Consider the following 24847-nt stretch of genomic DNA (forward strand, 5'->3'; position numbering starts at 1 on the left):
ACAAGCGATTATTAAAGAGCAATAGTGCGCCCACGAATCAAATCATCGAACAAGTCATTGTTTTTAAACGATATACCGCGTCGTTTTGACGGATTTTGTGTCGCGCAACCACGACAGCCATGCCAAACGGTCATACCTTTGACGAATTTTGTGATGTACGTTGTCTCATTTTTCCGTCAGACTTCGATCCATGCGTAAAGTCAGCAAACTCAGTGAAGTCGCCCGGCTCGCGGGCGTGGCCCCGATCACGGCATCGCGCGCGATCCGCGGCGCAGGTTATGTGTCGGCCGAGACGCGCGAGCGCATCATGGCCGCAGCCGCCCAATTGCATTACACGCCCGATCCGCTGGCGCGCCGCATGCGCGGGGACCGCAGCCGGCTGCTCGGTGTGTTCGTCAACAATTACGGCCCGGTCGTGCTGCACGAGATCATCCGCGCGTTGAGCACGCACGCGCGCGCCCAGGGCTACGACCTGCTGCTGTTCAACGCGGAACGCTTCGACAGCCCGGACCGCATGGCGACGTGCGACCTGCTGGGCAAGCTGTGCGACGGATTGATGGTCGTGATGCCCGGTGCGGACGACCGCTTCCTGGACGCCATCGAGCGCCAGCAGGTGGCCAGCGTCGTGATCTGCTTCGATGCGCGTCCCCTCGCGGTGCCCGTCGTGGCGGCGGAAAACCGCCTCGGCGCGCGCGTGGCCGTGAACCACCTGCTGGAGCTGGGCCACCGCCGCATCGCCTATATCGCCGGCAATCCGGGCACAGGGCAGAGCGCCGAGCGCGAACGGGGCTACGTCGATGCGCTGCAGGCGGCCGGCATCGCGGCCGACCCGGCGCTCGTCGTCAACGGCGCGTTCGTGCAGCCGGGCGGCTATGCCGCGACGGAACAGCTGCTCGCCCTCCCCGTCCCGCCGACCGCCATCTTCGCCGCGAACGACGAGATGGCGTTCGGCGCCATCGACGCCATCAACAGCCGCGGCCTGAAGGTCCCGCACGACATCTCCGTGATCGGCTTCGACGACATCCCGACCGCCAGCTGCGTGTTCCCGAAGCTGACGACGATGCACCAGCCGTTCGATACGATCGCCGCCTATGCCGTGCGCGAAGTGGTGGGCATGATCGCGGGCCAGATGACGGGCCCCGCGCGCATCGCCTTTCCCGCCAGGCTCACCGTGCGCGATTCGACGGGACCGGCGCCGCAGGCGGCGTCTATGCCGACGACGCCGCGCCGACCCGCCCGCGCGCGGCGCGTGCCAGTGTCCGGAACATGACCAGGCTGGTCCCCGCCAGCAGGCCGCCGACGAGCAGGGTCAGGCCGTAGAAGTGGCCCGTCGCGTCGAGCAGGGGACCGAGCAGGAAGCTCAGCACGATGTTGGACGTGGAGAACAGGAAGCGCTTGGCGCCGTCGAACTGCAGGAAGCGGGCGCGCGGGAACAGCACCATCGGCAGCGAGGCGGACGCCGTGTAATACGTGCCCGCCACGACCGCGTGCAGCACGTAGACGACCGCGAAGCTCTGCAGGTCGTGCACCGCGAGGAAGCCGCCGGCGCCCACGCACAGGTACAGACCCATGGCCCACACCGTCACGCTCGCGGCGCTGTAGCGGTCGACGAGCCAGCCGATCACGGACGACAGCCCGATCGACAAGGTGTACGACAGGGCGAGCAGGCGGCCGAGGGTGGCCTTGTCCATGCCGATCGATTCCGCGTACAGCTGCGAGAACGTATTGAACGGCATGAACGTCAGCTCGGACGCCGTCAGGGCGAAGAACACGAGCAGGAAGTAGCGGTCCGACAGGCATTCGCGCCAGTACGCGCGGCCCATCGCGCGCCACGTCACGGCATCCTGGCCATCCACCGACGGCGGGCCATACTCTCCCTCCTTGAGGCGCAGGCACATGAGCATGACGGCGACGCCGAAGAACAGGCCGATGCCGAGGAAGACTTCGCGCAGGTGGTGTTCGGTCAGGCGGAAGAACCACAGGTTGAACAGGATGCCGGCGACGAGGCTGACGATGCGAAACGCCGCGTAGAAACGTCCGAGCACGGGGCGCGGCACGATGTCGTTGACGAGCCCCGCGTACAGCGCGAGCGTGACGAGCGCGATGCCTTCGAACACGGTCCAGAACAGGCAGAACCACGCGAGCACGCACGCATCCACGCCGGGCGACAGCGTCCCGAGCAACTGGTCGGTGACGCGGCCGAACGTGGCGCAGTTGCCGAGCGCGATCAGCACGAGCGCGGCGACGGGCGTGATCCCCATCAGGAACGGCAGCCGCCTGCCCCAGCGGCTGCGGAAACGGTCGGAGCGGAAGCCCACGATGGGGACGAGCACGGCGCCCAGCAGCGCCGGCAGCGCGGACACGAGCACGGCGATCATCGTATCGCTGGCGTGGTGCTGGCGCAGCAGTTCCATGACGCCCGGGATGGCCGAGCGGTCGCGGAAAGCGATGGCGAACTCGCCGAACAGCAGCCAGAACATGACGATGGCGAGGCCCGCCGTCGTATAACGCAACGTACCGACGGCGTGGGCGCTTTTGTCTTCCAACATGGACGCGTTTCCCACTAACAAGAGCTAAAGCATCGCCGCAGCTTAAAAAAAGCGCAAGCTTTTAATTCGGGGTCAGAGCACATTTCGGTCGAAATTCGGGGTCAGAGCGCTTTTTCGCTCACGGTCCTGACAGCAACATTTTTGCAATCTGCTGAATAGACCGGCGCGGCGCCACGCAGGCGCCGGTCAGGTCGCCGCCAAATTTATTGCAGTGCCGGAAATTGATCGAAAATGTGCTCTGACCCCGAATTTGGAAAGAAATGTGCTCTGACCCCGAATTGGGGGAATTGACCAAAAAAAAGCCTGCCATCCCTGGGCAGGCTGAACACGGGCACGGTGGCCCGCGAAGGAGAGAAATCAGTGGGTCAGTTTCGCCATTTCGGACGCGACCAGCAGCACCGCGCCCACGCCGAAATGCGCCGTCGAGTTGCGGTCCACCACCTGGCCGGGAATCGCGCGGTCGCCGATCGGCTGTACGTAGCCGACCTTGCCGTCGGCCTGGATCGCGGTGCGGGTCAGGTAGTCCCAGCCCTTCGCCGCCACCGGCAGGTACGTGCCGCGGTCCAGCAGACCGTTGTTGATACCCCACAGCATGCCGTAGGTGAAGAACGCGGTGCCGCTCGTTTCCGGGCCCGGCGCGTGAGCCGGGTCGAGCAGGCTGCGCGTCCAGTAACCCTCCGGCGCCTGGACACCTTTCAGCGTCTGCGCCATCGCGCGGAAGCGCTCCTCGAACATCGGGCGGTACGGATCGTCGCGCGGCAGGTCCGCGAGCACCTTGGCCAGCGCGGCGAACACCCAGCCGTCGCCGCGCGCCCAGAAGTCCTTCTTGCCGTTCACGCTCTGGTGCTGCGGGTAGACGTAGCGCGCGTCGCGGTAGTACAAATGCGTCTCGGGGTCGTACATCAGGCTGTTCGCGTACTCGAAATACGCGACCATCTTGTCGAGATAGCGCCGGTCGCCCGTCAGGTGGTACATCTTCGTCATCACGGGCATGACCATGTACAGGCCGTCCGCCCACCACCAGTAGTCGACGCGGTCCGTGCCGATCTCGTGGCCCATCACCTCGCGCGCACGGGCGACGCGGCGCGGGTCCTGCGGGCCGAGGCGATACAGGTCGATATAGCTCTGGAAGCAGACCTGCCAGTCGCCGAACAGCACGTGGTCATCCGTCTCGCCGTACGTGAGCTTCCACTCGGCCTTGTTGTCGGACTTGGCGCCCTTCCAGCCGTTGTACTCGGCCCACCGTTCGGAATACTGGCGGTACGCTTCGTTGCGCGTGACCTCGTAGGCCGCCAGGTTGCCCGTGTGGTAGACGGCCACGTTCCAGAACGACCATTCCGTCGGCGGCGTCGTGCGCTGCCAGTAGCCGTTCACCTTGTCGATGACGGCGAGCGCTTCGGCCCGCGTCGGGATCGAAGTGCGCGCCTCCTGCGCGGGAACGGCCGCGCGATTACTCGCCATGTCCGCGCAACCGGCCAGCAGGACCATGCCGCTCGCCAGGATGGCCGCCATCGTTCGCTTCTTCATGTGAATCCTTCAGGTGTCAAGTCGCTATCGCTACGTTCAAGTCGCCGCTGCCGAGCGGCTGCGCGGACGCCAGCCGGATACGGTACAGCGCGTCGCCCCATTCATGCTTCAGGCCCGCGTCGTCCAGCGCCAGGCGTTCGACGTCGGCACGCAGCGCGCGCGGATCGAACTTCAGGTGCACCGTCCGGCCCCCTGCCACGGGCAACGCCACGACGCCCGCCTGCGCCGCATCGGGCTTGCGCGGTGTGACGAAGACGAGGGCCACGGGCGCGGGACGGGCCAGCGCGAACGTCTCGCGCAGGTTCACCGTGCCGGCGGCGCGGTCGAGCGCGATGCGCCGCTCCCACGTCCTGATGCCCGCCTCGGGGCCGTACGCGCTTGCCAGGTCCATCGTCATGCCCATATCGTCGACGCGCACCCGGCTCGCGCGGTCGCGCGCATCCCGCCCGACCTGCATCCGGCCACCCACGAGCGGCAGGTTGTGCCAGCCCGACTGCATGGTCCAGATGGTGTACCGGTCCTTGCTGAACGTCTTCGCCGTATAGGCTTCGACGCCGGGGTCCACGAACACCGGCTGGCCGTCGTGGAACACGATGAAGCTGCCGGAATCGTGGTGGCCGTGGCTGCGCGCGTTCGACGCCGCCTGCGCGGCCACGAAGAATCCCTGCGCCGAGCCGCCCTGCGCGCGCGCCGTCATCAGGCCGAGGGCGGGATACCAGGACGCGCGCTGCAGGGCGTCGCGGCCTTGGGTCGAACGCATGCGTGCGACCTCCAGCACGTCGGCCACGTCGCGCGCGAGCCGCCCCTGGTCGGACAACGCGATGCCGCGCGCGGGCGCACGGAACGCACCGAACGCGGCCAGGTCGGCGTCCCCCGTGGCGCGGCCGAAGCGGTGCAGCAGCGGCGGCGAATGGTGTACCTTCGCGTGCGCATCGCCATAGTTCACGTACCAGTCGCCCGCCACGTGCACGTCCAGCACGTAATGGCCCATGCGGCGCACGAACGGGTCGGCCGCCAGGTTCACCGCCCCGCCGGTCGCGGAGTCCAGCGCCATCAGGCTGTCGAGGTAGGGACCGGCGGACAGTGTCCAGTAACCGGGGCCCTCCTCGCACGCGCCGTCGTCCGAATAGTCTTCCAGGAAGCCGTCCAGGCAGCGGCAGATCTTCAACGTGGCCGCGATGCGGCGCGCCGGATCCGGCTCCAGCAACAGGTTCGCCTCCAGCCAGCTGGACGCGATCCACGACGTCCAGTTGTTCAGCGGTTCCTTCTTGTCCTTCAGGCCCATCCACTTGAAGTCGTCGCGCGTGAAACCCGGATCGAGGATGCGGCGCTTCACCTCCGCCGCGATGCGCAAGGGGAGCAGCGGCGACACCGCGCGCAACTGCTCGCCCACGAGTTCATGGACATAGGCCAGCGTGACGCCCGTCTCCGCCGCGAACAGGTCGATCACGGGTTCGTCCGCATCGGGCAGGCCGACGCCGCGCTTCTGCATGCCGCTGTGGGCCGGCAGGCCCCAGAAGGTTTCCTCGCACACGTGCCAGACGCCGTCCGCGATCGCGTGCAGGTAGCGGCCCTGCCCCTGCACGCATTCGGCCAGCACGAGGCCCGCCAGGCGGCTGCGGCGCTCGAAATAGCGTTGTTCATAATGCGTGCGGTTGCCGGTTTCCGCGAATTCCAGGAACAGGCTGGCCGGCAGTTGCGGCCACTCGGTGCCCAGCCAGGCGTCGGCGCGGGCGATCAGCGCCGCGGCCACGTCGGCCGGCACCTGCGCCCACGCGGCGCGATCGCCCGCCCGCGGATACGGATGCCACGCCCCGGGCGGCGGCAGGCGGCGGCGCAGCAAGGCCTCGTCGACGACGGCACGCAGGTAGCGCTTGGGCACGCGCGGCGCCGGGGCCGCGCCGCCCTGCTCTCCCGCCGGTCCGGCCGCCGCGCGCAGGCCGGGCGTGCCCAGCAGCGCCAGCGCACCCAGTCCGCGGGTCAGCGCATTCCTTCGGTTCATGTCGTCTCCCTGATGAGTTGTGACAACGTTACCACTCACGTTCGCAAAAGACAATAGGGTTTCGCTCAACCTGGTGGTCGATTCAGAGAGCGCGCTGGGGTGGTAACGATGCCATCGGGGCCGTCAGCCCTTCGGTGCAGGCCCCGTGGAATCGCGGATGACGAGGCGGGCCGGCAGCTCGATGCGGAAGCCCTCGGCCCGGCCGTTGCGCATGGCGTCGACCAGTTCCGCGACGGCCCGCACGGCGATCTCGTTCAGCGGCTGGCGCACGGTGGTGAGCTTGGGGAAGACGACGGCCGCGCGGATCACGTCGTCGAAGCCGACGACGGATAGATCGTCCGGCACCTTCAGCCCAGCGTCGGAAATGGCGTCCATGGCGCCGAACGCCATCGCGTCGTTGGCGGCGAAGATCGCGGTGGGCGGTGTCGGCAGTTCAAGAAGCGCCTGCGTCTCGGTAAAACCGCTGGCGTCGTTGAAATCGCCCTGGCGCAGATAAACCGGCTCGATCGCGATGCCGGCCGCGCGCAGCGCATCCTCGTAGCCGCGCTGGCGTTCCTCGCTCTGGCCCGTGAACGACGTGCCGGCGATGAAGGCGATGCGGCGGTGGCCCAGCCCGAGCAGGTGCTCGACGGCGCTCTTCGCTGCCATACGGTTGGAGCCGAGGACGACGGGCAGGTCGATCGGGCGCGCCGCGAAGCTCACCAGCACGCACGGTGCGTGCGCGCGTTCCAGCTTGTCAAGCAGGCCGTCGTTCGCGTCCGGCAGCAGCAGGAGCAGGCCGTCGCACAGCTTGCGCAGCATCTCGGCCGTGCCGGCGCGGCGCGCATCGTCGAAATGGTCGGCGTTGAAGACGATGAGGTCGAAGCCGAGCCGGCGCGCCTCGTCGTTGATGGCGCTGAGCAGCTCGTGCATCACGAGCGAGCGGAAGCCGTTGACGAACACGCCGACGAGGCCCGAGTTCCCGCCCCGCATCTTCTGCGCGAGCATGTCCGGCGTATAGTCCAGCTTCGCTGCCGCCGCGAGCACGCGTTCGCGCGTCTCCTTCGCCACCCGCCCCACGCCGCGCAGCGCGCGCGACGCCGTGATCAGCGATACACCCGCCTCCTCGGCCACTTCCGTCAACGTACTTGTCTTCTGCATTCCGATCCCATTTCCCGCGCCGCCAAGGTCGCACGCCTGCCACGTTACCTAAATCGTTCTGAATAGGCAAGACGGCGCGGGCGCCGCTCAGAACCGGTGGCGCACGCCGAATGCATACGTTCGTGCCCGGTCGGCTCCGGCGAGCCTGTCGGTCTGCGCCACCGCGTACAGGTCGGTGCGCCGCGACAGGAGCCAGTCGTAGCCCGCCGCGCCCGTGGCGCGCCGGCCGGCGGGCAACCCCGGCGAACGGGTCGTCGTGCGCGCCCACGATGCGAGGACGTTGCCGCGGCCCGCGGGCAGCGCCGCACCCGCCTGCCACGTTCTCGCCGCCAGGTCGGGCGCGCTGGCGTCCGCCTTGTCCCAGGACGCGTACAACTTCATGCCGCCCAGGTCGTAGCTGCCGCCGGCGAAATACGTCTTCTGTTCCGAGCGGCCGATCTGCGCGAGGCCGGGTCCGACCCGCACGCGCTGCACGCTGACGGTGGCCGCCACCGGACCGGCGCCGTACGTCAGCGTGGCGTTCAGGTTGTTCGTCGACGTACCGGCTCTCGTTTCGCCGAGGCCGGCCATCACGGTCGTCTTCACGCCGCCCATGGATGGCGTGGTGTACGCCACGACGTTGTCCCAGCTCGTGTCGCCCGCCACGGCGCGTCCCATCGGCACGGACCAGATCTGGGCCAGCAGCGGTGCCAGGCGGATCGAGCCGCCGAACGGATTCGCCTGCGCCGTCGCGACGAACAGCGGGTTCAGGATGCGCCCGAGCCGGATCTCGCCCGCGGCGCCCTGCAGGCCCACGAAGGCGTTCCGCGCAAACATCGCGTCCGTGGGCGTGCGCCCGGCCGCGCCGGTGTCGACCTGCAGGTAGCCTTCGATCGCGTAGATCGCCTTCATCCCGCCCAGGTCCTCGCTGCCGCCCAGGCCCCAGAACGACGTCTGCATGCCGCCGTTGCCGACCATCGTGGTCGCAGGCCCGCCGGCGCTCGTTTCCGAGCGCCCGGCCCACACGTCGAGCACCCCGTACACCTGCACCGCCGACTGCGCGCACGCGCCGCGCGCGAGCACGGCCGCCACCGCCAGAACCGCCGCCTTGCCAATCCGTTTCATACCGTCTCCTTGTCATTGATGTGTATTTAGATTATCGTTCGATCACTTAGTTTTGTATACCTGCGGCGCACCCGGCGCGAAAAATCGCCTTAAGCGTTGCAGGAATGCGAAACCGAGGGGCAAATCAAAGAACAGTTGATGATCGATCTATCACTAATGGAGACAACAATGACGAATCGAAGACAGTTTCTCGGACAAGGCGCGGGCACGATCGGCGGCATCCTGCTCACCGGCTGCGGCGTGCTGGGCGCCGCGCGCGCGGCCGTGGCGCCGGCGCAACGCGCGCCCGGACGCCCAGTGGGCGCGCCCCGCACGATCGACGTGCACGCGCACTGCGTGATCCCGGCCGCGCTCGCGCTGATGGGCATGGACGTGTACGCGCTGTATCCGCAGACCATGAAGGGCGGCCGCGAATGCGTGATCGTGGTCGACGAACGGATCGCGGCGATGGATGCGCAGGGCGTCGACATGGAGGTGTTGAGCATTAACCCGTTCTGGTACACGCAGGAACGCAACACGTCGGCGCGGGTCGTCCGCCTGCAGAACGAAAAGCTGGCGGAACTGTGCGCGGCCCGGCCCGACCGCTTCGCCGCGTTCGCGTCGCTGTCGCTCCAGCATCCCGACCTGGCCGTACGCGAACTGGAATACGCCGTGCGCAAGCTCGGGTTGCGCGGTGCCGCGATCGGCGGCAGCGTGGCCGGCGCCGAGTTCGCCGACCCGCGCTTCCATCCCGTGTGGGCGAAGGCGGAAGAACTGGGCGCCGCCCTCTTCGTCCACCCGACGGGTGTGCCGGAACTGGCCAAGCGCTTCGAAGGCAATGGGTGGATGGCGAACGTGATCGGGTATCCGCTGGAGACGACGATCGCCCTGCAGCACCTGATCTTCGAAGGGGTGCTCGACAAGTTTCCCGCGCTGAAGATCTGCGCCGCGCATGGCGGCGGCTATGTCGCCGCGTCGGCCGCGCGCATGGACCACGGCTGCTTCGTCAACCCCGGCGCGTGTTCGCACGGACCGGCGCTCAAGAAGAAGCCGGGCGAGTACGTGAACCAGCTGTACTTCGACAGCCTCGTGTTCACGCCGGAAGCGCTGGGCAATCTCGTGCGCCAGGTCGGCGCGTCGCAGGTCGTGCTCGGGTCCGACCATCCGTTTCCATGGTCCGACAAGCCCGTCGACCACGTGCTGGCCACGCCGGGCCTGACGGACACGGACAAGGCCGCGATCCTGGGCGGCAACGCGCGCCGCCTGCTGGGACTCGCATAACGGATCGAATGCGCGGGCGGCCGCCCGCGCATGCCGCCTAGGCCTTGCGGATGCGTTTCAGCACGGCGGGCGCGCTGTCGAGGAAGGCATGGACGTGCTGGTCGATCAGGCGGTCGAGGTCCTTCGGCACCTGCAACCCGTAGACCCATTTGCGCACGCCGACGTAGAAGATCGCCGCGTGCAGGCCCCAGATGAATTCGATCTCGTCCTCGTACTGCTGCGGCGTCGGATCGGCGATCTTGTACTGGCGCCGCAGCTCGGCGAGGATCACGTCGAAGATCCGCTCGCGCAGGCGCGCCAGGTAGCGGTTGTTGATGCCTTCGCGCGTGAGGCCGGCAAAGATGAAGATGCGGATCCAGTCACTCTTCAGGATCACGCGGCCGTACTGCTGGTAGAACTCGAGCAGGCGGTCCGCCAGCGGCCGCGCGCGGTCCCTGAGGATGTCTTCCCAGTCCGGATTCCAGCGCGACAAATAGACCTCCTGGAACACGCGGTCGGCCAGCGCCTCCTTGTTCGGGAAGTAGCGGTACAGCAGCGGTTGCGAGACACCGATTTCCTTCGCCAGGTCGCGCGTGCTGGCTCCGAAGCCGTACGTGGCGAAGTACTTGATCGCCTTCTGCACGATCAGCTGCTCGCGGTCCTCGCGCGCGAGGCGGCGCGTGCCTTCCGGGGCGGCCGCCGCGCCGGCCGCCTGTTTCGCGCGCGTCTTCTTCTCGATACTCGAACTCATGCTGGCCCTTTTCCGTGTGGATCGAGTATAGGGGCTCGGTTATCGTTTGACAACTTAGCCGGCAGCCGCATGCGCGCCGGCCTCGTCGAAACGGGGCGGCACCGCCGTCTCGCGCATGACGGCGTCCGGGGTGCGGTAGCGCTCCGCCATTCGCATCTCGTGCTCGGTGGCCAGTTGCGCCTGCATGTAGGCGCCGAGATGGCGCGCGTGGGCGACGATGCGCATGCCGTACACGGCGCGCTCGCGCGAATAGGCTTCCAGCGCGGGCCCGACCGGCAGCCGCGCCAGCCAGTCCGCCAGCGCCTGGGCGTCGCCCGCCGCCTTGGTCACGCCCATGCCGCAATGGGGCCGCGCGACGAACGCGGCGTCGCCCAGCAGCGCCACCCGCCCGAACGCGAGCCGCGGCGATTCGAGGTCGTAGATCGGCTGGAAGAACGGCTGGGCGGTGCGGGCGACGACTTCCGCGAATTGCGGCGCCAGCGACTGTCCGGCGACGGCACGGATCTCGCGCAGCACCGACCCGGCGATCAGCGGCGGCGGAATCCCCTTTTCGTACACGCGGCCCGCGTCGTCCGTCGACAGGCGCAGCACCTCGGCCTCGTCGGCGGGGCGGTACCACACGAAGTTGTAGCGCCGCCGTCCCGGCTCCATCGCGTTGCCCGCGCCGGCCACGGGATAGCCCAGCATCTGTTCGCGCGGCGGCAGGCAGAAGCCGAAGTGGCCGAACAGGCGCGCGTGCGTTTCCGCGCTGAGGGCGCTCTCGTCGACGAGGCCGCGCCACGCCACGTAGCCGGCGTACCTCGGCTGGACGTCCGGCGCCAGCAGCTGGCGCACGGACGAGCGGATGCCGTCGGCCGCGACCAGCAGGTCGGCCGTCGCGCGCGTCCCGTCGGCGAAGCTGGCCGTCACGCCGTGTTCGTCCTGGTCGACGCCGACGAGGTGCCTGCCGCTGTGGTAGCAGGCGTCCGGCAGGGCCGCGCGCAGCAGCGCATACAGCCGCCCCCACGCCGTGAGGACCTGGGGATGCGCGTGCTCTCCGACCACGCCGCCGTCCCGATCCAGCGTCAGGCGCGACGCGACCTCGACACCGATGTCCGCGTCGTCGATGCCGAGCGCCGCGAGGACGTCGAACAGTTCCGGATGGGTGACGACGCCGGCGCCGCGTTCCGCCAGCTCCTCGCTCACCCGTTCATACACATTGACCTCCCAGCCCGCGCGCAGCAGCAGGTTGGCCGCGAACAGCCCGCCCAGCGAGCCGCCGATAACGGCCACGGTTCCCTTCGTCATGATCATCTCCTTTGTCGTTGTATCGGATGGGCGGGCGTCAGGCCAGCCCGAGTGCGTGCGCTTCGTCGTGCGGATAATTCAGTTCCACCGTCACGCCGCTGGGATCCGCGACGAACAGCTGGTACAGCCCGAGCGACGGCACGGTGCGCTCCGTGAACGGCGCGCCACGCGCGGCGAGCCGCGCGCGCATGCCCGCCAGGTCCGTCGCGAGGAAGGCGACATGGTCGACGGCGCCGCTGCCGGTCAATGCCGCCTCCTCCTTGTCGCCCAGGTAGTCCTTCAGTGCCTGCGGATCGTCGCGGTCGATGCCGATGATGTGGACGACGCCAAAGTCGCCCTCGTCGCCGCCCAGGTACAGCCAGATGCCAGGAAACCTGAAGGGAGGACGGAAACCCTCCTTCATGCCGAGCACTTCCGTGTAGAAGCGGCGCGACGCTTCCAGGTCGCCGGTGCGGATCGAATAATGACCCAGTTTACGTATGCCCATCGTCTCCTCCTTCGTGTCGAATGATCGAAATATAGGTGATCAATCGATCATTAGCAAGCCAATTTTTTAGCGAATTCTGTTGACACGCCAAGACTAAGATCCGATTATTGATCGCACGATCACTTAAAAACGGAGACATCATGAACCGAACCACCACGCTTGCCGGTGCCGCGTGCATCGCCCTCGCCGCCTGGTGCGCCCCCGCAGGCGCGCAGACGGGCCCGATCAGGATCGGATTGCCGGTGCCCCTCACGGGGCCCTACGGCGCCGAGGCCCAGGACCAGGTGCGCAATGCCGAACTGGCCATCCGCGAATTCAACGACGCCGGCGGCCTGGCCGGGCGCAAGGCCGAGCTGCTCGTGCGCGACGACAAGCTCAACCCGGCGGAAGCCGCGACGCGCGCGCTCGAGCTGATCGAGAAGGACCACGTCGACTTCATCGTGGGCAGCCTGTCGGCGGCGACACAGCTCGCCGTGAACAATGTGACCAGGCAGCGCAAGGTGCCGTACATCTCGATCAGCCAGTCGGATGCGATCAACGAGGCGGCCGACTTTTCGCGCTACACGTTCCACGAATCGCTGAACCCGCACATGACGACGCAGGCCGTCGGCCGCTATGCGTTCAGGAAGGGCATGCGGATCGCCTTCCTGACGGCGGACTACGCGTACGGCCAGGAGATGACACGCGGCTTCACCCGCGTGGCGAAGGAAGTCGGCGCGACGGTCGTGGGCGAGATCCGCCATCCGCTCGGCGCCACCGATTACTCGCCCTACCTGCCGCGCCTGATGGCATTGCGCCCCGACGTCGTCGTCTTCAACAACTTCGGACGGGACAACCAGATCTCGATCAAGCAGGCCGGCGAGTTCGGCCTCAAAGGCCGCACGAAGTTCGTGACGCCGGTGCTCACGTACACGTCGCGCGTCGCCGCAGGTGCGCGCGTGTACGACGGCGTCGTGGGCGGCAGCTCCTACTACTGGGCGATCGAGTCGACGACGCCGTCGGCGCGCGCGCTGAACGACCGCTACCGCCGCGCCTACAACGGCGCCGTGCCGTCGGACTACGGCTCGATGGCCTATTCCGCCGTCCGGTCGCTGCTGCAGGCCGTGAAGGCGGCCGGCACGAGCGACACCGAGAAGGTGGTCGACGCGCTCGCGGCGCTGCGCTACGACACCTACAAGGGGCCGCAGTCCTACCGCGCGTGCGATCACCAGTCGATGCAGTCGGTGCTCGTGATCCAGTCGAAGGCGGCGCCGCAGGGCTCGCCCGACATCTTCTCCGTGCTGCAGGTCGCTCCCGCGTCGGCCGACGCGCTGCGCAGCTGCGCGGAACTGGGCTTCAAATAAACCGCGGAGGTCGTCATGGATGGCATCACACCACAGCTGGTCGCGCTCCAGCTGTTCACCGGACTGGCGCTCGGCGCGGTCTACGTCCTGCTCGCGGTCGGCCTGTCGCTGATCTTCGGCATGCTCACCGTCGTGAACTTCGCCCACGGCGCATTCTTCATGGTCGGCGCCTATGCCGGCTACGCGCTGTACCAGGTCGTGCCCAATTTCTGGCTCTGCCTCGTGCTCGTGCCCCTCGTCGTCGCCGCATTCGGCATGGCGGTCGAGCGCACGCTGATCCGGCCGTTGTACGGACGCGGCATCGACTATCCGCTGCTGCTCACATTCGGCCTCGCCTACGTGATGGTCGAAGCCGTGCGCATCGCATTCGGCAAGCAGGGCCTGCCCGTCGACACGCCGGAACTGCTGCAGGGTTCGGCCGACATCCTCGTCGGGGAATTCCCGCTGTACCGCCTGTTCGTGATCGGCGTGACGGTCCTCGTGCTGGCCGGACTGTGGCTGTTCATCGAAAAAACCTCGTTCGGCCTGATCGTGCGGGCCGGGGCGCGCGACCCGCAGATCGTGCGCATCCTCGGCATCGACGTGGCGCGGGTCTGGCTGATCGTGTTCGGCCTCGGCACGGGCGTCGCCGGCCTCGCCGGCTTCCTCGCCGCGCCCATGCAGGGCATCAGTCCCGAGATGGGCGGCTCGGTGCTGACCGTCGCCTTCGTCGTGACGGTCGTGGGCGGCATGGGATCGCTCGTGGGCGCCATCGTGGCCGGCATCCTCGTCGGCGTCGTCGAGAGCCTGGCCGTGCTGTTCGTGCCCGAAGCGGCCAAGGTGTCGATGTTCGTCATCATGGCGCTCGTGCTGCTGGTCCGTCCGCAAGGCCTGTTCGGCCGCGCGGGCCTGATGAATTGAGGGAGGAATCATGAATGCACATTCCGATGCGCTGTACGACGTGGCGGCGCCGCGCCGGACGTTCGCGCACATCCGCACGCACCGCGTGCTGGCCAGCGTCCTCGTGCTGCTGGCCCTGCCCTGGCTGATCCCGAACCAGTCGGTGGCGACGAACATCCTGATCTACGGCCTGTACGGGGTCGGGTTCAACCTGGTGTTCGGCTACATGGGCATGCTGTCGTTCGGCCACGCCGCGTTCTTCGGCGTCGGCGCGTACGCGGCCGGCATCCTGATCGCCCAGGCCGGAGCGCCGTGGTGGGCCGCGCTGCCCGCCGCCGTGCTCGTCGCCGGCGTGCTGGCGCTGGCGATGGGATTGCTCGCGATCCGCACGCGCGGCATCTACTTCGCCATGGTCACCCTCGCGCTGGCGCAGTGCGTCTACTTCCTCGTCTACCAGTTCCCGCTGTCGGGCGGCGAAAACGGTTTGCGCGGCGTGAACGTGGCGCAGGTCCATCTGCCCGGCCTGACCGTCGACCTGCTCGACCCGACGGCGAAATACCTGGCGTTCCTCGCCGTCGTGGCGGCGGCGCTGCTCGCCGTCTCGCGCGTGCTGGCGTCGCCGTTCGGCGGTGCCGTCGAGGCGATCCGGGAAAACGAGGCGCGCACCCGTGCGTGCGGCTTCAACGTCGAGCACACGAAGCTGATGGCCTTCGTGCTGTCCGGCGCCCTGTGCGGTCTCGCGGGCGCGCTCGCCGCGATCCACCTGTCCAGCGTCGCCATCGAGAGCCTGCACTACGAGACGTCGGGCCTCGTCGTCATGATCTGCCTGCTGGGTGGCATGGGGACGTTCTTCGGCCCGTTCGTGGGCGCGGCGCTGTTCCTGCTGATCCAGGACGTGTTCTCGCTGTGGACCGAGCACTGGCAACTGTATGCCGGCGCGATTTTCATGTTCTTCGTGCTGTTCTTCCCGAAAGGCGTATGGGGCACGATCCTGGAGAAGACCCATGGCCGCTGACATCATCCTCCGTACCGAACGCCTGACCCGCCGCTTCGGCAAGTTCACGGCGCTGAACGACGTCTCCGTCGAATTCGAACGGGGCAAGCTCACCTCGATCATCGGCCCGAACGGCGCCGGCAAGAGCACGTTCTTCAATCTCCTGTCGGGCAGTTTCGCGCCGTCGTCCGGCCGCGTCGTGTTCGACGGGGTCGACGTGTCGCGCCTGCGCCAGCACCATTACGCGCGGGTCGGCGTGGCCAAGTCGTTCCAGATCACGAACGTGTTCCCCGCGTTCACCGCGCTGGAAAACGTCCGCGTCGCGCTGCAGGCCGGCGTCGCGCGCCTGAACTTCTGGGGCCGTCGCGACGCCCTCGGCCTGGAGCCGCGCGCACGCGACCTGCTGCAGCTCGTCGGCATCGCCCAGCACGCGGCGCGCCCGGCGCGCGAGCTGGCGCACGGGCAGCAGCGCGCGCTGGAGATCGCCATCGCCCTCGCGGCCGACCCGAAGCTGCTGCTGATGGACGAACCCACCGCGGGCATGAGTCCGGAAGAGACGCGCACGATGATGGCGCTGATCGAACGGCTCGCCAGCGAGCGCACCCTCGTGCTCGTGGAGCACAAGATGAAGATGGTGATGGGCATCAGCGACCGCATCGTCGTGCTGCACCACGGCGAACTGCTCGCCGCCGGCACGCCCGCCGACATCCGCGCCAACGACGAGGTGCGCCGCGTCTACCTGGGAAAACACTGAGGACATCATGCTCAAGATCGATAAACTGAACGCCTGGTACGGCACCAGCCACATCCTGCAGGACGTCAGCCTGCACGTGGACCGCGGCGAGGTCGTCTCGCTCCTCGGACGCAACGGCGCCGGCAAGACGACGCTGCTCAAGAGCGTCATGGGCCTGCTGAAGAAGACGGCCGGCACCGTGTCCTTCAAGGGCGCGGACCTGCTGGGGCTCCCCGCCCACGCGCGCTACCGCCACGGGCTGGCCTACGTGCCGGAAGAACGGCGCATCGTGCCCGGCATGACCGTGCTCGAGAACCTCCGCCTCGGGATCATCGCTTCCGGGAAGGCGAAGGACGAACGCGCGATCATCGAACGGATCGCCGCGACCTTCCCGCGCCTGAAGGAAAGGCTGGGCCAGGAAGCCGTGACCATGTCCGGCGGCGAGCAGCAGATGCTCGCCATCGCCCGCGCCACGGCGGCCGGGCCGGACATGATCCTGCTCGACGAGCCGTCGGAAGGCATCATGCCGGTGCTCGTCGACGAAATGTTCGAACTGTTCCTGGCACTCAAGCGCGAGGGGACGACGATCCTGCTGGTGGAACAGAGCGTCGAGACGGCGCTGGGCATTTCCGACCGCGCCTACATCCTCGACCAGGGCGCCATCGTCTACAGCGAACGGGCCGATGCGATGCTGGCCGATCCCGCCATCCAGGAACGCTATTGCGCGGTGTGACTCAGTGCAGGTCCACCCGCGCACGCAATGCCGGGCCGCCGGCGGCCGGCCGGTTGCGGTCGGCCGCCAGCTTCACGAGCAGCGCCGCCATCGACACGAGGGCCGCCGCGGCCACCACCGTGAACACCTGGCCGAACGGCAGCTGGCGCCGCGCCAGCTCCGCCACGAGGAACGAGCCGGCGATGCCGCCGAAGCGGCCGATCCCCAGCATCCACGCGACGCCGGTCGCGCGCCCCTGCGTCGGATAGTACGCGGCCGCCAGCGCGGGCAGCGACGACTGCGCCGTGTTCATCAGCGCGCCGGCGCCGAACACGGTGACTGTCATCAGGCCCACGTTGCCCGCCACCTGGCCGATCAGGAAGACGGCCAGCGCCGTCAACCCGAAGCCGATGGCGATGATGCGGTTGGCGTCGTAGCGGTCCATCAGCCAGCCGAACAGGATGGCGCCCACGCCGCCCAGCGGGAACAGCGCGGCGATCAGCGTGGCCGTCTGCGCGGGCAGGCCGGCCTCCTTGAACAGGATCGGCATCCAGTTGATCAGCGCATAAAAGATCACGAGGCCCATGAAGTACGCGAGCCACAGCATGAGGGTGCCGACGGCGTACGAGCGCGCGAACAGCACCGTGAAGCCGCCGCCGGTCCGCGCGCCCTGCTCCGCCAGCACGTAGCGCGTGGCGTCGGCGCCCGAGGCATGGATGCGGCGCAGCACGGCGCGGATCCGCTCCGCCGGCGCGCCGCGCGCGACCATGTGGCGCACGGATTCAGGCAAGCTGAGCGCCATCACGAGCAACAGGACGAACGGCGCGATGCCGCCCAGCGCCAGCACGCTGCGCCAGCCCCACTGCGGGATCATCCACGCGGCGAGGAAGCCGCCGCATGCGGCGCCCAGCGGAAAGCCGCAGAACATCGCGTTCGTGATGACGGCGCGGCGCCGGTCCGGACAGAATTCGCTGACCAGGGTGACGGCATTGGGCATCGCCGCGCCCAGGCCGATGCCGGTGACGAAGCGCAGCACGGTCAGGGTGTCGAGGTTGGTGGCGAATGCCGACGCGCCGCACGCCGCGCCGAACACGAGGACGGCCGCGAGCAGCACGATGCGGCGCCCCAGGCGGTCCGCCAGCGGGCCGGCGGCGAGCGCGCCGGCCGCGAGCCCGAACAGCGCGGCGGACAGCACGGGCGCCAGCGCCGGCTTGGCGATGCCCCACTCCTTCAGCAGCGACGGCGCGATGAAGCCGATGGCGGCGGTGTCGAACCCGTCCAGCAGGACGATGAAGAAGCACATGGCGAACACGAGCCACTGGTACGGCGAGAAGGGATGGCGGTTGATGAATGCCTGGACGTCGAGGTCCTGATGGGTCATGACGGTCTCCATGGTGCCGGCTGTTGTCCGCCGTGTCGATCCAGCTTAACAATGCGGCGTTCGATAGTCAACCTTATGTGCGATCAACGAACGCCGTTGCGGTTTGCGCAAAGGTGTTGCCGGCCGCCGCCGGATTATCGCCGCGGCCTCGCGCCGCTACAGTGAGGCCACCTTGTCAACGGAGTCTTATATGTCCCACCTGCTCGCACCCACCCGCCTCGGCGACCTGACGCTGTCGAACCGCATCGCGATGGCCCCCGTCACGCGTGCCCGCTCCGGCGCCGACGGCGTCCCGACCGCCGCCAACGCCGCCTATTATGCGCAGCGCGCAGCGGCCGGCCTGATAGTCAGCGAAGCGACCAATGTGTCGCGCCACTCCGCCGCGTTCGAACTGGCGCCGGGTCTGCACGACGACGCGCAGGTGGCCGGCTGGCGCCGCGTGATGGACGCCGTGCACACGGCGGGCGGCCGCCTGTTCGCGCAGCTGTGGCACAGCGGCCGCGTGAGTTCGTACGCGCTGCTGGACGGCCGCGCGCCGCTGGCGCCGTCCGCCGTCAACGACGACCTGCACCTGCTGCAACCGTACGCCGCGCTGGAAAACGGCTTTTATACGCGCATCGCGGCGTCGCCGTCCCGCGCCATGACCGTGCAGGACATCCACGCGGCCGTCGACGAATTCCGCGTCGCCGCCCGCAACGCCATGCGCGCCGGGATCGACGGCATCGAACTCCACGCCGCCAACGGCTACCTGCCGCACCAGTTCCTGTCGCCGCACACGAACCGCCGCGACGACGCTTTCGGCGGTTCGCTCGCCAACCGCGCGCGCTTCCTCGAACTCGTGCTGCGCGCCGTGCTGGACGAAGTGCCGGCCGGCCGCATCGGCGTGCGGCTGTCGCCGTTCGCCGCCTACAACAACGCCACCGACCCGGCCACGGAAGAGACGTACGCCTACGTCGCCCGGATGCTGGGCGAGGCCGGCATCGGATACCTCCACGCCGCGGATTCGAACGCGTGGGCCGGCGCGCCGGACATGGACCGCATCCTCGCCGTGCTGCGCCCGAACTTCGGCGGCGCGATCATCGCCAATGGAGGCCTCGATCCCGCCGCCGCGGACGCGCTGATCGCATCCGGCATGGCCGACCTGGCCTCGTTCGGCCGCAGCTTCATCGCCAACCCCGACCTCGTCGACCGCATCCGCCGCGGCGGCCCGTACAACACGCCCGACCCGTTCACGTTCTACGGCGGCGGCGTCCATGGTTATCTCGACTACGAACCGCTGGCCGCCTGACCGAAAGAAAGTCGCGCCCGCGCCACGGCGGGCGTAGATTCGCACACATCTCAAGGAGTCTTCATGCACACCCCTGCCAAACACGCACCCGACATCGCGCCGGGCATGATCCGCCTGCTGGCCACCTCCGCCGGCCTGATCGTCGCCAACCTGTATTACGCCCAGACGCTGGTCGGTCCGATCAGCGCGGCGACCGGCCTGTCGCCGGAAGCGGCCGGCCTGATCGTCACCCTGACGCAGGTCGGCTACGCCCTCGGCCTGCTGTTCATCGTCCCGCTGGGCGACCTGCTCGAGAACCGCAAGCTCGTGTTCTCCGCCCTCCTCGCCACGGCCGCGGCGCTGGCCACCGCCGCGTTCAGCACGAACGCGTGGATGTTCCTCGTCGCGTCGCTGGGCATCGGCCTCGGCTCCGTCGCCGCGCAGATCCTCGTGCCGTTCGCGGCGCATTTGTCGCACGAAACAACGCGCGGCCAGGCCGTCGGCAAGGTCGTCAGCGGCCTGCTGCTGGGGATCATGCTGGCCCGTCCGGCCGCGAGCCTGATCGCGGACCACGCCAGCTGGCACGCCGTGTTCGGCGGCGCCGCCGTCGCGGTGTTCGTCCTCGCCTTCGTCCTGCGCGCGAAACTGCCGCAGCGTGTGCCCGTGCACAGCCTGTCGTACGGCCGCCTGATCGGATCGTTGTGGCACCTGCTCGCGGCGACGCCCGTGCTGCGCCGCCGCGCCGCCTACCACGCCGGCCTGTTCGGATCGTTCAGCCTGTTCTGGACCGTCACGCCGCTGATGCTGGAAGGCCCGCAATTCCACCTGTCGCAAACGGGCATCGCGATCTTCGCCCTCGTGGGCATGGCGGGCGCCGTCGCATCGCCGGTGGCGGGACGCCTCGCCGACGCGGGCCATACCCTGATGGCGACGGCCGCCGCGCTCGTCCTCGGCATCGTCGGCTTCGCGCTGCCGCTCTACCAGCCGGAATCGCGCACGCTGGCGCTGGGCATCCTCGTCGCCGCCTCGATCGTGCTGGACATGGCCGTCGCCGCCAACCTCGTGCTGGGCCAGCGCGCCATCTTCGCGCTCGGCGCCGAAGTGCGCAGCCGTTTGAACGGCATATATTTCGCGCTGTTCTTCGCCGGCGGCGCGCTCGGCTCCGCGGCCGGCGCCTGGGTCTATGCCCACCACGGCTGGCACGCCGCCCTGCTGGCCGGCATGGCCTTCCCCGCCGCCGCGCTGCTCGTGTGGTTCGGCGAACTGGCCGGCCGCCGCGCGACCACCGGCGCGACCGCATCGTGAGCCCGCGCGCCCTGGTCATCGGCGGCTCGCTCGGCGGGCTGCTGGCAGCGAACACGTTGAAAACCATCGGCTGGAGAGTCGACGTGTTCGAGCGCTCGCCCCACGCGCTCGACAGCCGCGGCGGCGGCATCGTGCTGCAGCCGGACGTGCTGCACGCCTTCCACTTCGCGGGCATCCGGCCCGCCGGCGCGCTGGGCGTGGCGTCGCGCGACCGCATCTACCTCGACCGCGCGGGCGACGTCGTGCGGCGCGACCATCAGCCGCAGACGCAGACGTCGTGGAACATGCTGCACGGGACGATGCGGCGCGCGCTGCCCGACGCCTGCATCCATCCGGGCGAGACGCTGGAACGCATCGAGCAGGCGGGCGGCCAGGTGCGCGCGGTGTTCGCCAGCGGCCGCGTGGAGACGGGCGACCTGCTGATCGGCGCGGACGGCGCACGCTCGACGGTCCGTTCGCTGATGCTGCCGGACGTGGCGCCGCACTACTCGGGCTACGTCGCCTGGCGCGGCCTCGTGCCGGAAGGCGAGCTCGATGCGGCCAGCCGCGCGGTGCTGGACGGCGTGTTCGCATTCCAGCACGACGAAGGCGAGCAGATGCTGCTGGAGTACCTCGTGCCCGGCGAGGACGGGTCCACGGCACCGGGCCAGCGGCGCTGGAACTGGGTGTGGTATCGCAAGGTGCCGCAAGACGGCCTGCCCGCGCTGCTGACCGACCGCACCGGCCGCACGCACACGTTCTCGCTGCCGCCGGGCGCGCTGCCGGATGCCCGGGCGGCCGTGCTGCGTGCCGACGCCCGCGAACTGCTCGCACCGCAGTTCAACGCGCTCGTGCAGAAGACGAAGGAACCGTTCGTGCAGGCGATCCTCGACCTCGCGGTGCCGCGCATGGTGTTCGGCCGCGTGCTGCTGCTGGGCGACGCCGCCTTCGTGCCGCGCCCGCACACGGCCGGCGGCGCGGCCAAGGCGGCGGCCAATGCGCTGGCGCTCGCCCAGGCCCTGCAGCGCACCGACCAGCCCATCGAAGCGCGCCTGAAGGACTGGGAAGGCCTGCAGCTGCGCGCCGGCCGCAATCTGGTCGACTGGGGCCGGCGCATGGGCGACGGCATCATGGGTGTGCGGCGAGCAGCAGGCTACACAGGTTCCCCCGCTGGAACGCCGGATCTTTAAAGGCGAGGAAGTCGTCGTTGAAGGTGCCGAACGTCGTCTCGGGACGGTGTTTCAGCCCTTCGTAGAACGTGTCGATGACGGCGTGCGCGAAGCCGTGGCCGCGCGGGTGCGCGGCGAGCACCCTGTCCCGCTCCACCGCCGGAATGGCGTCCATGCCGCGACCCACCATGTCCATGCCGGCGCCGGCCTGCACGAGGCGGATTTCCGGATGCATGTGCTCGGGAATGCCGGGCGTCGTGTGCAGCGCGATCGCGAGCCAGACCCGTTCGGCGCTGTGTTCATCGATGCCGTGGCCCCGCAGGAAATCGCGCGCCGCGTTCGCGCCGTCGACCTCGAAGCGCTGCCGGCTGCCGTGGTAATGCGGCGTGATGCCGATGTCGTGGAACATGGCGGCGGCATACAGCAGCTCGGGGTCGAACGCGAGGCCGAGCGTGTCGCCCAGCAGCGCGCCCCACCAATACACGCGGGCCGAGTGCTGGAACAGCATGTCGCTCGCGGTGTCGCGCACGTACTGCGTGATCTCGCGCGCAAGCGGGCTGTCGGGCAAGCCGTTCATTTCGCGGCCGGGAGCACGAGCTTCTGCTCCCCCTCGTCCAGCACGAACACGGCGAGCAGCGTGGCCGGCTTGTCCTTGCTGGCGTTGCGCGTCACCTGGTGGCGGGCGCCGGGATCCTCGTACCAGAACTCGCCCGTACGGTAGACCTTCGGCGCCGCATCGTCGACGGCGCTGACGATCTCGCCGGACAGCACCTGCGCGTAGATGAACGACGATTTCGGATGCGTGTGGGGCGCCGCCTCCGCGCCGGGCGCGAACGACACCTCCACCGCCACCAGCGCCTTGCCGGGCACGTTCGGCAGCGCGCGGTGGAACAGAGGTTTTACGGTTTCGTGGGCACCGGCCGCGCCGGCCAGCAGCGCCAGACACAAAGCGATCGTGGCTTTCATCGCCGCCTCCTCAGCGCGCGGCCGTCACGGCGGCCGGCTGCGCGCGGAAGCTGATCGCCATGCGGTTGTACGCATTCATCAGGCCGATGGCGATGGTCAGGTCGGCCAGCTGCTGCTGGCTGAACACGGCCGCGGCGGCCGCATAGTCCGCATCCGGCACGCCCGTCTCGGCCACCTGCGTCACCGTCTCGGCCCATGCGAGGGCCGCGCGCTCCGTCGTGTCGAACAGGCTGCCCGCTTCGCGCCACGCCGGCACCAGCACGAGCTTCTCGACGTTGACGCCTTCCTTCAGCAGGTCGCGCGAATGCATGTCGATGCAGTAGGCGCAGCCGTTGATCTGCGAGACGCGCAGGTAGACGAGGTCGACGAGCACCTTCGGCAGGCCGCAGCCCATGATGTGGCCGTACACGCCGCCGAGCGCCTTCATGCCGGCCGGGGTGGCCGCGTTGTAATCCATGCGTTGCGTCATTTTGATTCTCCTGGTTGAACTGGATGAAGACATGATGCGCCGATTGGTGGCCAAAAAACAGTGCCAAGTTTGATCATTTTTAATGTACCATCGGCCATGACCACGCTGTCCATCGGCCTCGACCGGGCCAAAAAAACACCCCTCGCCACGCAGATCTACGCGGCCATCCGCGCCGGCATCGAATCGGGGCAGATTCCAGCCGATGCGAAGCTGCCGTCGTGGCGCGACCTCGCGGCCCAGCTGGGCGTGTCGCGCGGCACCGTGCGCATCGCGTACGAACGCCTCGTCGACGAGCAGCTCGCGACGAGCTTCGGGGCGGCCGGCACCCGCGTCAACGGGCGGCCGGCCACGCCCGGCGTCGCCGGCCATACGCCCGCGCACTTGCCCGATACGTCGCCGATCCCCGAGCTGTTCCCGACCTTCGGCGCGACGCCGCTGCCGTTCCAGATGGGCGTCCCGGCGCAAGACGCGTTCCCCTACAAACTGTGGGCGCGCGTGATGGTGCGCGCGGCGCGGCACACGGCGGCCAGCCCCGTCGGCTACCCGGATCCGCGCGGCGATCCGGATCTGCGGCGCGAAGTCGCGGCCTATCTGGGCATCGCGCGCGGCATCCGCTGCAACCCGTCGCAGGTGTTGATCACGGCGGGCTTCGCCGGCGCGCTGGGGCTCGTCGTGCGCACGCTCGCGCTGGAAGGCCAGGGCGCATGGTTCGAAGACCCCGGTTTTCCGCTGACGCGCACCGCCCTGTCGCTCGCGGGCACGAAGGTGACGGCCGTCCCCGTCGACGCCGAGGGCCTGGACGTCGCTGCCGGCGTCCGCATGGCCCCGGACGCGCGGCTCGCCGTCGTGACGCCGGGCCAGCAGGCGCCGCTCGGCATGACGATGTCGCTCGCGCGCCGCCGCGCCCTGCTTGACTGGGCGCGCCACAACGGCGCCTGGATCGTCGAGGACGATTACCTCAGCGAGCTGCAGCTGGAAGGCCGCGCGGCGCCGGCGCTCGCGTCGCTCGACGAGGGCGGCCGCGTGCTGCACATCGGGACGTTCAGCAAGACGATCAGCCCCGCGCTGCGCCTCGGCTTCCTCGTCGTGCCGGCCGACCTGGCGCGCCGCTTCGGCGACGTCGCGGCATGCCTCGCGCCGGCGCCCGGCGCGACGACCCAGCGCGCCGTCGCGGACTTCCTGCGGGAGGGCCACTACCTGCGCCACCTGCGCCGCATGAAACGTCTGTATGCGGCGCGGCGCGAAGCCTTGTTGCGCTGCCTGCGCAAGGAGGCCGCCGACGTGCTGGAGGTGCAGGCGACGGCCGGCATGGCCGTCGTCACGCGCCTGCGCACGGCCGCGTCCGACGTCGACGTGGCCGCGCGCGCCCTGCGGGCCGGCCTCGCGCCCGTGCCGCTGTCGCCCTGGTATGCGCATACGCCCGCCACGCCCGGCCTGCTGCTGGGCGTGACCAATGTCGACGCGCGCCGACTCGTGGCCGATTGCCGCCGGCTGGCGGAACTTGCCGTCATGCCAAAATAATCTACCCGTTGACGTATTTGACAATTGACAAACTGTTGTGCCT

The 24847-nt window shown here is 68.9% G+C and carries 23 protein-coding genes; 11 read left to right on the forward strand and 12 right to left on the reverse strand.

The window, feature by feature from the left end:
• Window positions 1-190 precede the first annotated feature (190 nt).
• The gene (locus tag ACEN9H_RS18370) at window positions 191-1270 is read left to right on the forward strand and encodes a LacI family DNA-binding transcriptional regulator (RefSeq protein ID WP_056125803.1); all 1080 of its coding nucleotides are present in this window, start codon (window positions 191-193) and stop codon (window positions 1268-1270) included.
• On the opposite strand, the gene ACEN9H_RS18375 is transcribed toward ACEN9H_RS18370, so the two are convergent.
• The 5 genes from ACEN9H_RS18375 to ACEN9H_RS18395 form a co-directional block, all read right to left on the reverse strand.
• A complete protein-coding gene (locus ACEN9H_RS18375) occupies window positions 1209-2549 on the reverse strand; it encodes an MFS transporter (protein ID WP_413671558.1) in 1341 nt (446 codons plus the stop codon). The two genes, ACEN9H_RS18370 and ACEN9H_RS18375, sit on opposite strands and share 62 nt — an antisense overlap.
• 357 nt (window positions 2550-2906) lie before the next feature.
• Entirely contained in the window at window positions 2907-4076 is a 1170-nt protein-coding gene (locus ACEN9H_RS18380; protein WP_413671559.1) for a glycoside hydrolase family 88 protein, read from the reverse strand.
• Between the two features lie 16 nt (window positions 4077-4092).
• Window positions 4093-6078 (reverse strand): heparinase II/III family protein, encoded by a 1986-nt coding sequence (locus tag ACEN9H_RS18385; protein WP_413671560.1) that lies wholly within the window; start codon window positions 6076-6078, stop codon window positions 4093-4095.
• 123 nt (window positions 6079-6201) lie between these two features.
• Window positions 6202-7218, reverse strand: a complete 1017-nt coding sequence (locus tag ACEN9H_RS18390; protein WP_413671561.1) for a LacI family DNA-binding transcriptional regulator — start codon at window positions 7216-7218, stop codon at window positions 6202-6204.
• Between the two features lie 87 nt (window positions 7219-7305).
• Entirely contained in the window at window positions 7306-8322 is a 1017-nt protein-coding gene (locus ACEN9H_RS18395) for a porin (RefSeq protein ID WP_413671562.1), read from the reverse strand.
• Between the two features lie 168 nt (window positions 8323-8490).
• Here ACEN9H_RS18395 and ACEN9H_RS18400 point away from each other — a divergent pair, with 168 nt between their 5' ends.
• Window positions 8491-9582: an amidohydrolase family protein gene (locus ACEN9H_RS18400; protein WP_413671563.1), complete on the forward strand. Its 1092-nt coding sequence runs from the start codon at window positions 8491-8493 to the stop codon at window positions 9580-9582.
• A 37-nt stretch (window positions 9583-9619) separates the two neighbouring features.
• On the opposite strand, the gene ACEN9H_RS18405 is transcribed toward ACEN9H_RS18400, so the two are convergent.
• The 3 genes from ACEN9H_RS18405 to ACEN9H_RS18415 are packed head-to-tail and all read right to left on the reverse strand — an operon-like array spanning window position 9620 to window position 12086.
• Window positions 9620-10312: a TetR/AcrR family transcriptional regulator gene (locus tag ACEN9H_RS18405; protein ID WP_056125793.1), complete on the reverse strand. Its 693-nt coding sequence runs from the start codon at window positions 10310-10312 to the stop codon at window positions 9620-9622.
• A 54-nt stretch (window positions 10313-10366) separates the two neighbouring features.
• Window positions 10367-11599, reverse strand: coding sequence for an FAD binding domain-containing protein (locus ACEN9H_RS18410; protein WP_413671564.1), 1233 nt, complete (start codon window positions 11597-11599; stop codon window positions 10367-10369).
• Window positions 11600-11636: 37 nt separating this feature from the next.
• Window positions 11637-12086, reverse strand: a complete 450-nt coding sequence (locus ACEN9H_RS18415; RefSeq protein WP_413671565.1) for a VOC family protein — start codon at window positions 12084-12086, stop codon at window positions 11637-11639.
• Between the two features lie 140 nt (window positions 12087-12226).
• Between ACEN9H_RS18415 and ACEN9H_RS18420 the strand changes: the two genes are divergently transcribed.
• Genes ACEN9H_RS18420 through ACEN9H_RS18440 form a run of 5 tightly spaced genes read left to right on the forward strand, consistent with a single transcriptional unit; the run spans window position 12227 to window position 16768 of the window.
• On the forward strand, window positions 12227-13429 hold the full coding sequence (locus ACEN9H_RS18420) for an ABC transporter substrate-binding protein (protein ID WP_056125789.1): 1203 nt from the start codon (window positions 12227-12229) through the stop codon (window positions 13427-13429).
• Window positions 13430-13444: 15 nt separating this feature from the next.
• Window positions 13445-14329 carry a branched-chain amino acid ABC transporter permease gene (locus ACEN9H_RS18425; protein ID WP_413671566.1) on the forward strand — a complete coding sequence of 295 codons (885 nt, stop codon included), beginning with the start codon at window positions 13445-13447 and terminating at the stop codon, window positions 14327-14329.
• A gap of 10 nt (window positions 14330-14339) precedes the next feature.
• The gene (locus ACEN9H_RS18430) at window positions 14340-15323 is read left to right on the forward strand and encodes a branched-chain amino acid ABC transporter permease (protein WP_413671567.1); all 984 of its coding nucleotides are present in this window, start codon (window positions 14340-14342) and stop codon (window positions 15321-15323) included.
• Complete coding sequence (locus tag ACEN9H_RS18435) at window positions 15313-16056, forward strand: ABC transporter ATP-binding protein (RefSeq protein WP_056125785.1); 744 nt, start codon at window positions 15313-15315, stop codon at window positions 16054-16056. The genes ACEN9H_RS18430 and ACEN9H_RS18435 overlap by 11 nt, the downstream gene beginning before the upstream one ends.
• 7 nt (window positions 16057-16063) lie before the next feature.
• Window positions 16064-16768 (forward strand): ABC transporter ATP-binding protein, encoded by a 705-nt coding sequence (locus tag ACEN9H_RS18440; protein WP_413671568.1) that lies wholly within the window; start codon window positions 16064-16066, stop codon window positions 16766-16768.
• 1 nt (window position 16769) lies between these two features.
• Here ACEN9H_RS18440 and ACEN9H_RS18445 read toward each other — a convergent pair whose 3' ends face one another.
• Complete coding sequence (locus ACEN9H_RS18445; protein WP_413671569.1) at window positions 16770-18128, reverse strand: MFS transporter; 1359 nt, start codon at window positions 18126-18128, stop codon at window positions 16770-16772.
• Window positions 18129-18318: 190 nt separating this feature from the next.
• Between ACEN9H_RS18445 and ACEN9H_RS18450 the strand changes: the two genes are divergently transcribed.
• The 3 genes from ACEN9H_RS18450 to ACEN9H_RS18460 all read left to right on the forward strand — a co-directional run bounded on the left by ACEN9H_RS18450 (window position 18319) and on the right by ACEN9H_RS18460 (window position 21869).
• Window positions 18319-19416, forward strand: coding sequence for an alkene reductase (locus tag ACEN9H_RS18450; protein ID WP_413671570.1), 1098 nt, complete (start codon window positions 18319-18321; stop codon window positions 19414-19416).
• A 63-nt stretch (window positions 19417-19479) separates the two neighbouring features.
• Window positions 19480-20700 carry an MFS transporter gene (locus ACEN9H_RS18455; protein WP_413671571.1) on the forward strand — a complete coding sequence of 407 codons (1221 nt, stop codon included), beginning with the start codon at window positions 19480-19482 and terminating at the stop codon, window positions 20698-20700.
• Window positions 20697-21869 (forward strand): FAD binding domain-containing protein, encoded by a 1173-nt coding sequence (locus tag ACEN9H_RS18460; protein ID WP_413671572.1) that lies wholly within the window; start codon window positions 20697-20699, stop codon window positions 21867-21869. The genes ACEN9H_RS18455 and ACEN9H_RS18460 overlap by 4 nt, the downstream gene beginning before the upstream one ends.
• Here the strand turns inward: ACEN9H_RS18460 and ACEN9H_RS18465 are convergent.
• The 3 genes from ACEN9H_RS18465 to ACEN9H_RS18475 are packed head-to-tail and all read right to left on the reverse strand — an operon-like array spanning window position 21808 to window position 23283.
• Window positions 21808-22425 (reverse strand): HD domain-containing protein, encoded by a 618-nt coding sequence (locus tag ACEN9H_RS18465; protein WP_413671573.1) that lies wholly within the window; start codon window positions 22423-22425, stop codon window positions 21808-21810. The two genes, ACEN9H_RS18460 and ACEN9H_RS18465, sit on opposite strands and share 62 nt — an antisense overlap.
• Window positions 22422-22814, reverse strand: a complete 393-nt coding sequence (locus ACEN9H_RS18470; RefSeq protein WP_056125767.1) for a cupin domain-containing protein — start codon at window positions 22812-22814, stop codon at window positions 22422-22424. Before ACEN9H_RS18470 ends, ACEN9H_RS18465 begins: the two co-directional genes overlap by 4 nt.
• A gap of 10 nt (window positions 22815-22824) precedes the next feature.
• A complete protein-coding gene (locus tag ACEN9H_RS18475) occupies window positions 22825-23283 on the reverse strand; it encodes a carboxymuconolactone decarboxylase family protein (RefSeq protein ID WP_413671574.1) in 459 nt (152 codons plus the stop codon).
• Window positions 23284-23379: 96 nt separating this feature from the next.
• On the opposite strand from ACEN9H_RS18475, the gene ACEN9H_RS18480 reads away from it, so the two are divergent.
• Complete coding sequence (locus ACEN9H_RS18480) at window positions 23380-24804, forward strand: PLP-dependent aminotransferase family protein (RefSeq protein WP_413671575.1); 1425 nt, start codon at window positions 23380-23382, stop codon at window positions 24802-24804.
• The last annotated feature ends 43 nt before the right edge of the window (window positions 24805-24847 follow it).

Source organism: Massilia cellulosiltytica (genome assembly GCF_047325105.1).
Classification (GTDB): Bacteria; Pseudomonadota; Gammaproteobacteria; order Burkholderiales; family Burkholderiaceae_D; genus Telluria; species Telluria orientalis.